The organism is Paenibacillus sp. PvR098 (genome assembly GCF_017833255.1).
Lineage (GTDB): Bacteria > Bacillota > Bacilli > Paenibacillales > NBRC-103111 > Paenibacillus_G.
Genome location: NZ_JAFIBU010000001.1, coordinates 1 through 14668 on the forward strand (window position 1 = coordinate 1; position 14668 = coordinate 14668).

Annotated in this window: 13 protein-coding genes; 8 read left to right on the forward strand and 5 right to left on the reverse strand. The window is 49.7% G+C overall.

The genetic code is table 11. The features are described 5' to 3' along the window. The 3 genes from JOE45_RS00005 to JOE45_RS00015 form a co-directional block, all read left to right on the forward strand. The coding region (locus JOE45_RS00005) for a peptidase U32 family protein (RefSeq protein WP_210024684.1) at positions 1–1124 on the forward strand (1124 nt) is incomplete at its 5' end. Between the two features lie 343 nt (positions 1125–1467). Next, positions 1468–3645: a methyl-accepting chemotaxis protein gene (locus JOE45_RS00010; RefSeq protein ID WP_348632453.1), complete on the forward strand. Its 2178-nt coding sequence runs from the start codon at positions 1468–1470 to the stop codon at positions 3643–3645. A gap of 125 nt (positions 3646–3770) precedes the next feature. Next, positions 3771–5576, forward strand: a complete 1806-nt coding sequence (locus JOE45_RS00015; RefSeq protein ID WP_210022130.1) for a peptidoglycan D,D-transpeptidase FtsI family protein — start codon at positions 3771–3773, stop codon at positions 5574–5576. 2 nt (positions 5577–5578) lie between these two features. Here the strand turns inward: JOE45_RS00015 and JOE45_RS00020 are convergent, their stop codons facing one another. From JOE45_RS00020 to JOE45_RS00030, 3 genes are all read right to left on the reverse strand, one after another. Next, the gene (locus tag JOE45_RS00020; RefSeq protein WP_210022129.1) at positions 5579–6862 is read right to left on the reverse strand and encodes a sensor histidine kinase; all 1284 of its coding nucleotides are present in this window, start codon (positions 6860–6862) and stop codon (positions 5579–5581) included. 189 nt (positions 6863–7051) lie between these two features. Beyond that, entirely contained in the window at positions 7052–7984 is a 933-nt protein-coding gene (locus JOE45_RS00025; protein WP_210022128.1) for an NAD-dependent epimerase/dehydratase family protein, read from the reverse strand. 37 nt (positions 7985–8021) lie between these two features. Beyond that, complete coding sequence (locus JOE45_RS00030; protein WP_210022127.1) at positions 8022–9083, reverse strand: metallophosphoesterase family protein; 1062 nt, start codon at positions 9081–9083, stop codon at positions 8022–8024. 245 nt (positions 9084–9328) lie between these two features. Here JOE45_RS00030 and JOE45_RS00035 point away from each other — a divergent pair, with 245 nt between their 5' ends. The 3 genes from JOE45_RS00035 (at position 9329) to JOE45_RS00045 (ending at position 11301) form a co-directional block, all read left to right on the forward strand. Beyond that, positions 9329–10555, forward strand: a complete 1227-nt coding sequence (locus JOE45_RS00035; protein WP_210022126.1) for a DUF2157 domain-containing protein — start codon at positions 9329–9331, stop codon at positions 10553–10555. Next, the gene (locus tag JOE45_RS00040; RefSeq protein ID WP_210022125.1) at positions 10548–11090 is read left to right on the forward strand and encodes a GDYXXLXY domain-containing protein; all 543 of its coding nucleotides are present in this window, start codon (positions 10548–10550) and stop codon (positions 11088–11090) included. Before JOE45_RS00035 ends, JOE45_RS00040 begins: the two co-directional genes overlap by 8 nt. A gap of 70 nt (positions 11091–11160) precedes the next feature. Next, positions 11161–11301 carry a hypothetical protein gene (locus tag JOE45_RS00045; protein WP_210022124.1) on the forward strand — a complete coding sequence of 47 codons (141 nt, stop codon included), beginning with the start codon at positions 11161–11163 and terminating at the stop codon, positions 11299–11301. Between the two features lie 22 nt (positions 11302–11323). Here JOE45_RS00045 and JOE45_RS00050 read toward each other — a convergent pair whose 3' ends face one another. Beyond that, entirely contained in the window at positions 11324–11581 is a 258-nt protein-coding gene (locus JOE45_RS00050) for a sigma factor (protein WP_348632577.1), read from the reverse strand. A 91-nt stretch (positions 11582–11672) separates the two neighbouring features. Between JOE45_RS00050 and JOE45_RS00055 the strand changes: the two genes are divergently transcribed. Next, positions 11673–12539, forward strand: coding sequence for a lipoyl protein ligase domain-containing protein (locus tag JOE45_RS00055; RefSeq protein ID WP_210022122.1), 867 nt, complete (start codon positions 11673–11675; stop codon positions 12537–12539). A 91-nt stretch (positions 12540–12630) separates the two neighbouring features. Here JOE45_RS00055 and JOE45_RS00060 read toward each other — a convergent pair whose 3' ends face one another. Further along, positions 12631–13359: an alpha/beta hydrolase gene (locus JOE45_RS00060; protein WP_210022121.1), complete on the reverse strand. Its 729-nt coding sequence runs from the start codon at positions 13357–13359 to the stop codon at positions 12631–12633. Between the two features lie 222 nt (positions 13360–13581). Here JOE45_RS00060 and pdhA point away from each other — a divergent pair, with 222 nt between their 5' ends. Then, a complete protein-coding gene (gene pdhA / locus JOE45_RS00065) occupies positions 13582–14652 on the forward strand; it encodes a pyruvate dehydrogenase (acetyl-transferring) E1 component subunit alpha (protein ID WP_210022120.1) in 1071 nt (356 codons plus the stop codon). Positions 14653–14668: the final 16 nt, after the last annotated feature.

Genomic DNA, 14668 nt, shown 5'->3' on the forward strand with positions numbered 1-14668 from the left:
ACTTTACGTTCGAAGAGATGAGAGAAGGGGTCGAATTTGCGGAAAAGTATGGAGCCAAAGTGTTTGTAGCCACCAATATTTTTGCCCATAATGAGGATTTGTCTGGTCTTGAGGCCTATTTGAAGGGAATCCAAGATGCCGGGGTTCACGCAATCATCGTAGCCGATCCCGTCATCATCGAAACGTGCAGACGTGCGGCGCCGCGGCTCGAGATTCATCTGAGCACACAGCAGTCGACAATGAACAGGCAGGCCGTGCAGTTCTGGAAGGAAGATGGAGTGGACCGCGTTGTATTGGCCCGGGAAGCTACCATGGAAGAAATCATCGAGATCAAACAACATGTTGATATTGAAATCGAGGTTTTTGTGCATGGCGCTATGTGCAGTTCGTATTCGGGCCGTTGTGTGCTTTCTAACCATTTCACGGATCGGGATTCCAACCGTGGAGGGTGCTCACAGTCCTGTCGTTGGAAGTATGATTTGTTCACAACTGAGGAAGATATGGAGCAGGCGCAGGTCGGCATTAAAGAGATTCCGCTGTTCCAGGCCGACGATAATCCGTTCTCTATGAGCTCCAAGGACTTGGGCATGATCGAGCATGTGCCAGAGCTGATTCGTGCAGGGGTGGACAGCTTCAAAATCGAAGGGCGCATGAAGAGTGTCCACTATGTGGCTACTGTCGTGAACGCCTATCGTCAAGCGATCGATGCGTACTTTGCCGATCCGGAGCATTATGAAATGAAGCCGGAGTGGCTCTACGAAATCCAGAAAGCGGCAAATCGTCCTTTGAATACCGGCTTCTTCTACGACCAGCCGGACCATGAGGACCATATCTTCGAGCCGGAGGATAAGATTTCGCCGTACGATTTTGTGGGTGTGGTCATGGAGTACGACGACAAGACGCAAACCGCGCTGATTCAGCAGCGCAACCATTTCAAGCCAGGGCAGGAGGTCGAGTTTTTCGGGCCTCAAGGCACCTTCTTCAAGCAGGTTGTTCCTGAGCTGCACAGCGAGGATGGTCAGCAGCTTGATGCGGCACGGCACCCGTTGCAGCTCATTCGTATGAAGGTGGAGCAGCCGGTTAAACCGCTTGATCTGATGAGGAAGAAAATGGGGAATAAGTAAGCAGCAGAATATGAAGCCGCGGCGAACAAAGCCGCGGCTTTTTTTCATGGTCAGCGAGATTGTTTTGGGAGATGTGACTTCCGTAGGGGGAATCATTCTATGGTTCTATGAGCCTATAATGATTATGCTGGTTTGTCCCGATATATAGAAGAATACGGGATATTAAAAACATATAAAACTTGTATGCGTTCACATTCTTATAACGACTTGGGGCGGTGGAACTATATTTTTTTGAATTAACCGTGAGAGAGAAAAGGATTATGACTAAACTTGTCGAATACGTATAAGCTAAGTTTCATTTTACACAATCAGTTAACAATTCCAGATCTAGGTGGTGGTCTATGTGAAGAATTCTTGGTCTTCACTCAAAGCTAGCTTGCAAAAAGCCGGCAAATCAGTAGCAGAAAAGCTTCGCGCAAACCAGTCCAACAAGCCAAACCATCAAGGGAAATCCGTCGGATCTCTCGCAGCCGATACGATAAAAGGCATTCGATTGGATCATGTGATGAAGTCCGTAGGGGCCAAGTTGTTTGTTATTTTTCTTTTGTGCATTTGGTTTTTCGTTTTGAGCGTAGGATTTATTTCTTATTTCATTTCCAGAGACGTTATACAAGACAAGGTAGCTGAAGCGTCCGAACAAACGATTATTCAAGCAGGTCAAAAGCTGGACATTCTGTACAGTACATATGAAGATCTGACCATGCAGATTTTGCTTGACGAAGATATGAAGAATGTACTGAACGAGTTGGAACAATTAAACGTAAACACCTATGACTATCTTGTGCTTCGCCAAAGTCTAGGAGAAAGACTGAACGTGTATTCCTATTCGAATAAAGCAATCGGGTCCATTCAACTGATGAAATCCGACGGCGTACCGTTGGCTGGATCGGGCGGTACCATTAAACAGGAAGACGTGGCTCAGGAAAGCTGGTTCAAATCGATCTTGGAGAAAAACGGATCGGTGGAATGGTTGGAGACTAAACCTGGAGGATTCTCCCAAAACGTCGGAGTTCCTGGGGCGGCAAGCTTCGGATTAGGACGTGTTCTAAAAATCGCGAACGATCAACAAGTGGTCCTGCTGATGGAAATCAATCTGGACGTCATCGACAAAGAATTAAGTGAAATCAACATGGGCGAAGGCGGAAGAACGATTATTGCCAATCCGGATATGAAATTGATATATAACATTGACCGGGCAACCATTGGAAACGACAGTAATCTAGGCGTTGCTAAGGAAGCGCTTCAAAATGAGAGGGGAAGGCTTCATAGTGACAATAATGAAATGCAGCTTGTATACTACAAATCTCTCAAGAACGATTGGCTGTTAGTAGGCGAGATGCCTGTAAATGAGCTGGTGAAGGATGCCAAAACCATTTCGAATATGACCTGGTTGATGGCTGCTATCGCAACAGTGATTGCGATCATCATCGGTTACTTCATCGCCCGGATGATCGGAGGCCCGATTATCATGCTCCGCAACTTGATGAAACAGGGAGAGCAAGGAGATTTGAGAGTGCGTATGAAGGTTGATCGGAAAGATGAGATCGGCCAATTGGGTGAAAGCTTTAACCAGATGATGGAGAAAATCACTGGACTCGTGCAGCAAACCAATCAGTCGGCGCAGGATGTGCTGAATACCGCGAGCGATTTGTCTGATGCTTCGAAGAAGACGGCAACCTCAGCCAAGGAGATTGCGGTCGCAACGGAGGAAATTGCGAACGGCTCGTCCAGCCTGGCCGTTGAATCAGAGCGCGGCAATGAGTTAACCCACAGCATTGGTGTACAAATGAAAAATGTGGTCGATGCGAATGTCGTAATGGGCTCTTCCGCTTCGGATGTTCAGAAGTCGAGTAAACAAGGGATTGAATACATGTCCGAGTTGATCGGCAAGACGAGTACCACAGAAGCGATGACGCGGGAAATGGTGGAGAAGGTAGATAATCTTAAGGAAAGTACCAGCTCCATTCGCAAAATTCTGGACATGCTGAACAGCATTACGAAACAAACGAACATCTTGTCCTTGAATGCGACCATCGAAGCGGCCAGAGCAGGCGCTGCCGGCAAAGGTTTCATGGTGGTGGCTGACGAAATCCGTAAGCTTGCTGATCAGTCCCGCCAATCCATTGCAGTCGTGGGAGAAATTACGGAGAAGATTCAAAAGGAGATTGACGAAACGGTGCACGTTCTTTCTCAAGCGTATCCGATCTTCCAAGAGCAGATTCAATCCGTTAAAGAAGCGGATTCCATCTTCAAGCAGGTGGATTCACAAATGGGCGGCTTGATTGATAGGCTTTTTGAAGTAACGGAGTCCATCGGTCAATTGGAATCCTCACAAGTGGTATTGAATGATGCGATGACGAACGTAAGCGCTGTGGCGCAGCAATCGTCAGCTACATCTCAGGAGGTCGCATCCTTAAGCTCAGAGCAGTTGAATGTCAGCAGCGGCCTAGTGAAACTGTCGGACAAGCTGGAGGAACTGTCCAATTCGTTGAAAGAATCGCTTTCCAAATTCCAAGTGTAGTATTGAAGTCTTTCCCTGTAAGCGGGGAAAGGCTTTTTTGCCGCTCATCGCCCTTATCGAAACGTTTGGAGCAAGTGAGAGATGAACATACTGTTACTAGATTAGAAGCGATAAAGGAGATTCCGATGAATGACAAAACCGAGCTGAAGAAGCATCGTATGTTCCTTGCATTACTGGTGATTGTCGGTTTTTTGATCATTTGGAATATCAGATTGTTCTGGATTCAAGTCGTCGCGACTCGCAGCTTCGCAGGGAGAGGGATCGATTTGCTGGAGAACTCTGTGCTTCAGCGGGAAAAAGGCATTGTCCTTGATAGTGGCAGAGGCGATTTCGTTGACCGAAGCGGTATTCCTCTAACAGGCAAAGAGCTGAGAGTGCTGACCGTTTTTCCTGTCCACGAGGACAGCGGCACGGAAGGTCTTCGGGAAAAGTCCCTGAATCGGGTCGCGGATTGGATGGGAATACCGGCAAAGGAATGGCATGTCTATGTCAGGGGACTGAAGTCTCCGGAAATGTGGACCGAATCGGGCAGACCGGTCGCACTTACCGATTCTCAAGCAGAACGGATCGAAGCGCTCGGATTGCCGGATGTTCGGGTAATGCGCTACAAGCAGCGGTATGAACAGCAGCAAACGGCCGGCCATGTCATTGGTTTTATCGGACAAAATCCGGACCGGATCAGGCGTCAGTTCACAGATCAAGTCCATAATGGAGAGCTTCAGCTCACAAGTAAAATCGGCAATGCCGGGCTAGAGAAGACATTTGAATATTGGCTTCAAGGTATTGGTGCCACGTCGGTGTCCTTGTTTACCGACGGGGTGAAGCGGCCGCTGCCTGGTCTGGATGTGAGAGCGGTATCTCCGGATAACCCCTACTATCCGTTAAGAATTGTAACGACACTAGACCATGGGATTCAAACCCGGATCGAGCGGCAAATGGAGCGGCTGAAAATAGCGGAAGGCGCTGTCGTCGTGCTGGACATCCACAATGCGGATACGGTGGCCATGGCCAGCACCCCTTCATTTCATCCAGAACATGTGGATCCGGCAGACGGGAATTGGAGCAATCGAGCAGTGAAAGCGACCACCCCGGGCTCGATATTCAAAACAGTAACGGCTGCCGCAGCTTTAGAGGAACAAGCAGTACAATGGAATGAAACGTTTGAATGCAATGGGGAGCTGGGCAAGTACGGATTCACCTGCTGGAAGAAGGGGGGGCACGGGCAGCTTACACTGGAGGAAGGTTTTGCGCATTCCTGCAATATTGTCTTCGCAGAAATCGCGAAACGTATCGGTGGTGAGAAGCTGGATCACTATGCGCAAAAGCTGGGGTTTGCGAATTTCGTAGGCTGGTCGGGATCGGTCCCCAGTCAGGAAGGCTTCCGGCAATGGGACGGAGAAGAAAAGGGTCAGGTGTATCACGCATCTTCTAATAAGAGAGATGAAGGGTCTTTAGTGCAGACGGCCATCGGACAGCGGGACGTGCAGGTTACTCCTCTCCAGGCGGCGAATCTGATCGTTAGCTTGTACGCACAGGGAAAGGTGCTCTCACCTCGCATCGTCCAAGAAATCCAGTTTCAGAATGGTCGGCTGCATACCATGTTCCCTCCTAAGGGAGTGGAAGAGCTCCCGTCCGGTTCCGTAAAGCCTGCCACCGCCAAGCGATTGCTCGCATGGATGGAGGAAGTAGTCGGTTACGGTACCGGAACAGAGCTGCAGTCGGCAAAGTGGCCGATCGCAGGGAAATCGGGAACGGCTCAAGTCACCTTGAAGAGTGGTAAACCGGGAGAAAGCCATTGGTTCGTGGGATATGGGCCAACAGATCAACCTCGATACGCCGTTGCTGTTCTCGTACAGAATTTGCCGGAAGGCCACCGCAATCAAGCCATCCCATTGTTCAAGGAAGTCATGGACGTTCTGGCTGCTCAGTAAGTCTAATGATAGGTAGAGGCGTGCAGGGAAGGGATCAGAATAGAAAAGCAGGTACCTTTGCCGACTTCGCTTGTCACATCAATGCGTCCCTGTATGTTCTGAATCGTCCGGTACGTAACCATCATACCCAGTCCCGTTCCTTTGCCGCGAGTAGAATAAAAAGGCGTCCCCAGACGTCTTATTTCGTCAGCTGTCATTCCGATGCCGTGGTCGATAATATCGATGCACACGGTATGGTTCTGCAGTACGCCGACGAGCTGCAGCTTGCCTCCGCCGGGCATCGATTCGATCCCGTTCTTGCACAAGTGAACGATACACTGCATAAATTTATCCGTATTGGCGCTAATCATAAGCCGTTCCTGCAAATGTGTCTCGATGGTCACGCCTTTTAGATCGGCATACGATTGCAGCGATTCAATGGCGGAAGAAATAACAGGCTTGGCATCGAACAACTGAGTTGCTTCCAATTGGGGTTTGGCGAATGATAAGTAGTCGTTGATAATGGATTGGGCTTTGTCCATTTCTTCCAGAACCAATTGGTTGTACATTTGCCGTTTGTTTTCCGATAATTGGCTTTGACCCATCATCTGAACAAACCCGCGGACAACAGTCAATGGATTGCGGATTTCATGGGCAAACGATGCCGCGAGTTCGCTCAGCATGTTCATTTTGTCCTTGTGCTGCATCTGTTTGCGGAGATCGAGATTTCTCTTGATTTGCCGTATGGTATACACGATAAGAACCGAAGTGATAGTGAAAATCAAACAGTATAAAGAAAAAAAGATGAAAAAATAAATGGTAGTAGGAACTCCGTCCAACCATTGGCTTAGCAGGGCGAAAAATGCCGTAATGAGCGATATCATCAGCCCCAATATGCTGCCCTTGATAGGGTGAAGCAGCTTAGTTGCATCGCCGAGCCTTTTTTGACAGTACCATAACAGAATCAGAATAAAGCTTAACAATATCGGAAGAGTATGAAGACCAGCACCGCTTATGTGCCAGCGGTATCCCATAATGACTGCAGCGACAGCCAGCGCCGGAACAGGTCCGGCATAAAAAAAACAAATCGCTAGCGGTATCATACGGAAGTCATAGCGGTACCCGGGATACCATTCGAACGGGTACGACATGCTGGACACGGCAACAAGAGCGCAAACAGCGGCTGCAATCCAGCGGTTGGTGTTTTCATCCATTTGCTGCAGCCGCTCCATCCAAAATAGCTGATAAAGCATAACAGGAGTTATGACGATGATCATGTGAAGCAGCAGTTGGTTGATTAGAGTCAAATGCATCACCTTTTAGGGGGATAATCAAAATAGAGTTATAAATACATATTCGACAAAATTTTCAAATTTCCTACATAATGACAAAAAAACCTTCTCGGACCGGAGGGACATTGGCCTGAAAAAGGTTTAACGTGAATGGAATAAAGAGGGGATAATTGACGGTTCCCATGGGTTAAGCTATTTTTCCACCTAGCAAGTGCTGGATTTATAGAGGCCTGCGTAGTATTTAATCGTTTCGCTGAGACCGCTGCGGAGAGAGAATCGGGGTTCCCATCCAAGCTGTTTTTTGGCCGCCGTATTATCGAGCCGGCTGTGGATGATGTCACCGATGCGCTGCGGCATATATTGCGGTGCGAACGGTTTGCCGCACAGCTCGCTCATCAGCTTCAACAGCTCATTCACCGATGTTTGCTGATTCCAGCCGATGTTGTAAATGCCCCTGCTTCCACGTTCAAAAGCTGCCAGGTTGGCGGATACGATATCTTTGACATAAATGAAATCGCGGGTCTGCTCTCCATCGCCGAAGATGACGGTCTGCTGTCCTTGCAGTAATCGATCTACGAAGATAGATACAACACCGCCCTCGCCTTTCGGATCCTGACGAATTCCGTACACGTTAGCATAGCGTAAAATCGTGTAATCCATACCGGATAATTGGGCAAAAGCTTCAATGTAATGCTCCGGTGTATGCTTGGAAATACCGTAGAAAGATATCGGGCGGAGCGGATGCTGCTCATCTACACCAAGATAATCCGGAGGTCCGTAGACCGCGGCGGACGAAGCGTAGATCAGTTTACGAACCCCGTGCTCGCGGCATTGCTCTAAGATGGAGATGGTCCCGAGAATATTCACTTTTGCATCGAATAACGGTTGGTTTATGGAAGTCTGAACATCGATTTGGGCCGCGTGATGGATAACAATATCCGGTTTGGCTTCTTCAAAAACAGCTCCGAGCCGATCGCCTGTAATGTCGACAGGATGCAATACCGCCTTTGGATTCACGAATTCGTGGTTGCCGGTCGTCATATTATCAATGACATGCACCTTGTGTCCCGACTCGATGAGAGCATCCACGATGTGAGAGCCAATGAAGCCAGCGCCCCCGGTGACCATAACATTCATAGTTATTCCTCCAAATGATTATAATACAGCACGATACTCAGGATAGATTGCTCGGAAGCAGAGGTATTTTCCATTGCGACGCTTCGATCCAAGTCCGGTTGCTGAATTCTCGCCCACGAATTACGACCTCGTGCGGAAACACTTGTATATACATTCCTTGTACCGGTGTTCCCTGCCCGCCGGATCTGGCCCTTGTTTTGCCTACGGAGGCATTGTTGAACCAGTGAAAGGTGTTCTGACGGTTATAATGGTCTTCCCCCACGAAGTTGCGGTGACTGTGTCCAGACAGCACGAATACGTTGCTATAGGGCTCGAGAATGGCACGGAATTGCTTGGCTCGAATTAAACGATGCGTTCCGCCGTCTGTTCCCGGTTCGGGAAGCGGCTGATGAATGAAGACAAATGCGGGACGCCCATCCTTGTGGGCCTTCATGGTCTCATCAAACCAAGCGAGCTGCTCGTCGGAATACCATGCGCCTTCCCCGACTTCAGGCTTTTCTTGCACATAAGCCTCTTGCGAAAGCATAATGAGATGAACGTCCTTGATCCATACTTCATGAAAAGGGTTGCTCTCATAACCGGTGAATCGCATAAAACGTTCACGGGACATGGCGTCTGTTTTGCCGTTGGGCATCGTCTCCGTAGTGAAAGCTCCTTTGTCGTTCAGCCATATGTCGTAATAATCGTGGTTGCCCATATTGGCATACAGAGGAGGCAGCTTGTAATCGCTTAATATCGATTGCAGCTTTTTGTATTCGACGTCTCTGCCGAAGTCTGTCAAATCGCCGCCCAGGACGATCGTATCCACCGAGGACTCAAACTGGCTGACGTCTTTTAAAGCTAAATGCAGTTTGCCGTCGAAGACGGAATCCGCTGCTGATATATGCAGATCGCTAAGTAGAAAGAAGGAGAGGAGCGGTGTGGAAAGGTTAGCGGAAGCGCTTTGTTCTTCAAGCGGTTTGGTCTGAGTTTCTTGCGATGTTACCTCGGCTTCCGTTGTTGAGGAACGGTTCAAGACATGGGATGCAGTAAGGGCACCGCCTGACATGAGCGTGAGGATGGCAAGCATTTGTTTGACAAAGAGTCTTCTTGACATCATATTATGCTTTTCCCTCCGGGGGTTGGGCTGATTAGCTCTATTATAATGGAGCGTGGTTAAAAATTGAATAAGCGTTTGGAGATTTATAGTCACATGTCTTAGAGCATGTCTACATTCATGATCAAAGCAGGCGAATGGACGGGTACTACACGAAGTTAGTACTTCCTTTCTTCAACCGCTTGGATATACTGAAGTTAACAGGACCTGCCGATGAGGTACGTCCGTGTTAAAAAGGGGGTGTGGCTGTGAGCAGGAAATGGGTGGAGAAGGAAGCGCCTCTTTGGATAGAGCGGGGGATCGTAACCCGCGAGCAGGTGAATCAGATTCTGAATTTATACGAAGATAAAAAGCATGCCGTTGGTCTGCTTCCGATTCTGGGCAGTATTCTTCTTGGGCTTGGGATTTTGAGTTTTATAGCGGCCAATTGGCAGGACATCCCTCAGCTCTTGCGTCTTGGGTTGGTGATTGCGGCAATGGCTGGTTTTTACGGCGCGGGGGAAACGATGGTGCGCAGGGGCAGTGACAAGCTGGGCATCGCGCTCGTGGCGCTCGGGGTCATCAGCTTCGGTGGAGGGATCATTCTCATCGGTCAAATGTTTCATCTGATGGCCTACCATGCGGGAACCTTTATTTTGTGGTCGGCTGCAGGCACCGCTGCGACTTATTTGTACCGGAGTCGTTACTTGTATTTGCTGAGCCTGCTGCTGGTTAACGTTGCCCAGTGGTATAGCGCGAACGAGTTCGATACATTTAGCTATACGGCATTCGGACTGCTGGTGCTGGCGCTTGGTGCTTATGTCTGGAAGCGGAGAAGCAACCTTCTCATCTGGTTGTTCAGCTTCAGTGTAACGCTGCATTTACTGATGTGGACGACTTCTAATGAAATTCCGTTCTTATGGATGTTCGTTCCTGCCATGGCGCTTTATGTGGCTGGCGACTGGCTTGAGGAGCGTCATGGCGGTTATGCCCTTCAAGCGGCTCCGCTCGCCGCGGCATTTGTATTCGGCGTGTTTATGGTACTGTTCCCTGACGAATGGAGAGGCGGGATGATGGAGGAGCTTCGACCGGAGCCGCTGTATTATATCGGAGCGCTGGTCCTTTTGTTCGCCGTTTCGCTTGCTGGCAAAATGAAGAATGGAAGAGCTTCCAGCGCGTTCGAGTGCATTCTGTTCGTGCCGTTTCTTTATATACCTTCGGGGATCGAAGTGCTGTACCTGCTCTCGCTGTTCTTTTTCTCGCTGTATGTTCTATGGCGCGGGTACACCGAAGAGTGGCGTTTCAAAATCAATTTCGGCACGATGCTGTTCATTTGCAGCACGCTGGTGGCCTACGGCAAATTAACTTGGGATTTCATGGACAAATCGCTCTTTTTCATGATCGGCGGAATCATTCTTCTTGGACTGAGCTGGTTTTTGAACCGCAGGAAAAAGCAGGTATTGGATGTTACGAAGGAGGGGAACCCGCATGAGTAACGGAAGTGCAGTAGTCGCTAAGAGCCGTTCTTTGCTTGTGTATGGTCTGGTGCTGCTGCAAGCGCTGGTGCTGACCGGGGTCGCCGTTTCTTATTACGCTGTCGGATGGTTCGGTCAAGATGTCCGCGTTCGAACGGTTCCTGTCGATCCAAGGGATTTGCTGTATGGGGACTATGTGACGCTAAGCTATGACATCAGCCGGTTAAACCCGTCCTTGTGGAAGGATACGGAAAGCAAGCCGGAGCGGGGCGAAACGATTTACGTAGTCGTGTCGGAAGGCGCGGACGGTCTGTTCGCACCAAAGGCTGCCTTTGGTGCGAAGCCTGCAGCCTTAGAAGGCGAGGTCGTCTTGAAAGGACGGATCGATTACAGCTGGGACGAAGCGATTGCAGTGAAGTACGGAATCGAAAAATATTATGTTCCGGAGAACACCGGTAAGGCTCTGGAGGAGAAGGCGGATCGTCTGATCGTTCATTTGAAGGTGGCATCTTGGGGGCAAGCAACGATTCAGCAGCTAGAGGATCGGAAAGACTGAGAAAGAGGCGAAGCATAGTCGCCTCTTTTTTTTGCGTCGACGCAGCTAAAGCTGATGGTTATGGCTGGAGATGCTGCAGCTTATCCGGATTACGTACCAGATAGATTCGTCGGAGGCAATGATGGGCGAATTCGAACAAGATAACGACGTCCAGAAGGCCGTCGCGGAGAATGAAGATTGCCCTCTCGACGGGGTTCAATCTTTCCAATAAAAGAAGAAAGGCGAAGGAAATATCATCCTTTTAGGCGGCTTGCTGAAGCGGGTCTTCGGTATACAAGGTTTGCAAGAGGCTCCGGCAGCCAGGGTCCTACGTACAGCTCCCTGCGGCTTCGTGCGGATTGTAAATAGTCAATGCAGCGGTGTGTAACCGCTTTGCATAAGTAAGCTTTGACATCTCGAATCGAACCGGGATCCTGACGATGAACCGTCAGAAACAGATCCTGAATGATATCTTCCGTCTCCGACACGGTTCCGAGCATCCGGCAAGCAATGAACCTATTTGTATGTCGCCTGCTTGCAACGGCGAGAGTTCCCTTTTACAATATGGGGTATCTTGTGACGTGCGGAAGGGGAAGGGTTCCAATGAATGAAGGGCATGGGCGAAGGGAATATATCATGGACGAGCTAACCGATTTGCTGATACTGGACCGGTCGAATGAACACTCAGAACCGGAAGTGCTGTACCCTTTTGCTTTGGAGGAGCTGCTGTGCAGGCGCGTCGGTGAAGGGGGGGCGCCTCTCGTTCATCTGTGGCGGCATCCCAAAGCCTTTGTCATGGGCCTGCGAGATAGCCGGCTTCCTGGGGCGGGAGAGGCTTCCCGGTGGCTTGAAGGGAACGGATACTCCGTTGCCGTGCGGAATTCGGGCGGTGCAGCCGTTCCGCTGGATCTTGGCGTAGTAAATATATCGCTAATTTTACCTAAGCGGCGTCAGGGAGAAATCGATTTTCGCGATGATTTTGAACGGATGTACGAGCTCATCCGGCTAACGCTGCAGGAAACCGGAGCTAATGTGAATAAGGGGGAGGTGCAGGGCGCTTATTGTCCTGGCGACTTTGACCTGAGCATTGGAGGGCGCAAATTTTGCGGAATTGCCCAGCGGCGGCAGGCCAACGCTTATGTCGTGCAGGCTTTTGTAGTCGCCGAAGGAGCCGGCAGGGAGAAAGCACAGCTGGCTCGCGAGTTTTACGATCGTGCAGCGAGTGGGGGCGTTAACGTTTCAGACCACCCTCTGGTGACGGATCAGAGTATGGCCAGCTTGGAGGAGCTTACCGGCATTGGCTGGAATGCCGCGGTGAGGTTTACGGAAGGGCTCAAACGCGTCATCCGCGAGCGGCAAACCTCCGAGGGAATGGGGCGTGCCGCCTCCGGACTGTGGCTGCCCGAACGTGGTCAGGTGATAGAGATGATCGACATGCTGAAGCAGAGATACGGGATTAGGAGCGTATAAAGGAAGCGGCCGACTGGAACAGATCACGGTCCGAGAGACCGTTAACATATCAGCTGCAATGAGCGGAGCCCGACCTCCACGACCGGCCTTGTTACATAAGAAATGGCTTCAGCATCCCCGGCAGCTCGTTCTGCCAGAAGCCCCACAGATGCTTACCTGGTTTTTCTTCGTACTTCAGTAAACAGCTTCTCGCCTCGAGGAGCTGTTTGGTTTTGCGATTGGCTTCCAATAAATCGAAGACTCCCCGCTCCGTTTGAACTTCCGTTTCATCTGTCCCTATCAACATGGAGAGCTGCAGCCAAGACAAATCGTCTTCGTTTGCAATTCGGTTCTGAGTTGATTGTAAAAATGCACCGGATAAGGATATTACTTTACAAAATAGGCTAGGATAATTTAAGGCGAGATGAAGGGATACGGTTCCGCCAAGTGAATCGCCTGCGATAATCCGCTCGTTTAATTCCGCTCGAACAGGGTAATGATTTTCAAGGAAGGGCACAAGCTCCTCGGCGAAAAAAAGGCAGTATGCAGCAAACCTGCTGCCTTCGGGAGCGTATTCGGAGGTGCGGATTGACTTGTCCACATCCACGCCAACAATGATAGCAGGCTCTACATTGTCATCATAGATCAAGCGGTTCATGGCGGTTGCGATGCGCCCGAAATTGAAGAAATCCTCGCCGTCTTGACAGTATATAACCGGGTAAGATAACAGCTCATTATAGCCGGGCGGGAGATAGATACGTAATGAGCGTTCTTCGCCAAGTGCGGCGGAGGCTATGCGTTCTTTAACAATAGTTCGCTTGTAGTACAAGCTGTCGTCCATGAGCGTCATCCCCTTTGTATTATAATAGTTTGTCGAATTTATGTGATCTGTATTACTTATTTTGTGCAACTGTTATAGTGTTATGCATGTGGAAAATTCATATTTTTCAAGTAAGTTCTTGTCTTCCTGATGAAAACAGGTTTATAATAATACTATAACAGAAATTTCGAAATTTCGACATTTTCATGTGAATTAAAAATCTATCTTTGAGGTGAAAAGCCCATGAGCAAGCCGTATGTAGTTGGCGTGCAAGAAGTTGAGCCGTTGTCTGTTCTGGCCGAGGATGGTACTGTAGTCAATCCGGAAGCGATGCCTAAGCTCTCGGACGATCAGTTGAAGGAAATCATGCGCCGCATGGTATTTACGCGGACTTGGGACCAACGCGCTGTAAACTTGACCCGTCAGGGCCGTCTTGGTTTCTATGCGCCGGTGTCAGGTCAGGAAGCGACCATGATTGGCAGTGAGTTCGTTCTGAATAAAGATGACTTTATCTGTCCGGGATATCGCGATATGCCGCAGATCGTGTGGCATGGTTTGCCGATGTATCAGGCGTTTTTGTATTCCAGAGGACACCAGCACGGGGGCCAAATTCCAGAGGATGTTCACGTGCTGATGCCGCAAATTATTATCGGCGCTCAGTATCTGCACGCTATGGGTGTAGCTATGGCGTTCAAGCAGCGCGATGAAAAGCGCGTCTCTATCACATATACCGGCGACGGAGGCTCCTCCGAAGGCGATTTCTATGAAGCGATGAACTTTGCGGGTGCATTTAAGCTGCCGACGATTTTCATGGTTCAAAATAACGGCTATGCAATCACGACTCCGTTTGCTAAGCAAACGGCTGCGCTGTCCGTAGCTCATAAGGCGGTTGCAGCTGGGATTGAAGGCGTACAAGTAGACGGAATGGATGTATTGGCTGTTGTCAAAGCGGTGCAGGATGCGGCAGAGCGCGGACGCAATGGCGAGGGAGCAACATTGATCGAAGCGATTACTTACCGGTTCCTGCCTCACTCCATGTCGGGTGATGATCCTTCCAAGTACCGTACGAAAGAAGAAACCGCGGAATGGGAGCAAAAGGACCCGCTGAACCGTTTCCGCAACTATCTGGTGAGCAAAGGCCTGTGGACGGAAGAGGAAGAGGCTGCTGTAATCGAAGATGCCAAGAATACGGTGGCAGAGCAAATCAAGAAAGCGGAACAGACGGAAAAAATGACGGTGCCGGGACTTATCGACAGCATGTTCGAAACGACGCCGCAGCATCTGGAAGAGCAGAAAGCGGATTACTTAGCGTAAAGGGGAGGAACCAACA

Bases quoted from the DNA above. Each gene is read 5' to 3' on its own strand.
- JOE45_RS00015 (WP_210022130.1), top strand. From the start codon at position 3,771: ATGAATGACAAAACCGAGCTGAAGAAGCATCGTATGTTCCTTGCATTA.
- JOE45_RS00025 (WP_210022128.1), bottom strand. From the start codon at position 7,984: ATGAATGTTATGGTCACCGGGGGCGCTGGCTTCATTGGCTCTCACATC.
- JOE45_RS00030 (WP_210022127.1), bottom strand. From the start codon at position 9,083: ATGATGTCAAGAAGACTCTTTGTCAAACAAATGCTTGCCATCCTCACG.
- JOE45_RS00040 (WP_210022125.1), top strand. From the start codon at position 10,548: ATGAGTAACGGAAGTGCAGTAGTCGCTAAGAGCCGTTCTTTGCTTGTG.
- JOE45_RS00045 (WP_210022124.1), top strand. From the start codon at position 11,161: ATGCTGCAGCTTATCCGGATTACGTACCAGATAGATTCGTCGGAGGCA.
- JOE45_RS00055 (WP_210022122.1), top strand. From the start codon at position 11,673: ATGAATGAAGGGCATGGGCGAAGGGAATATATCATGGACGAGCTAACC.
- JOE45_RS00060 (WP_210022121.1), bottom strand. From the start codon at position 13,359: ATGGACGACAGCTTGTACTACAAGCGAACTATTGTTAAAGAACGCATA.
- pdhA (WP_210022120.1), top strand. From the start codon at position 13,582: ATGAGCAAGCCGTATGTAGTTGGCGTGCAAGAAGTTGAGCCGTTGTCT.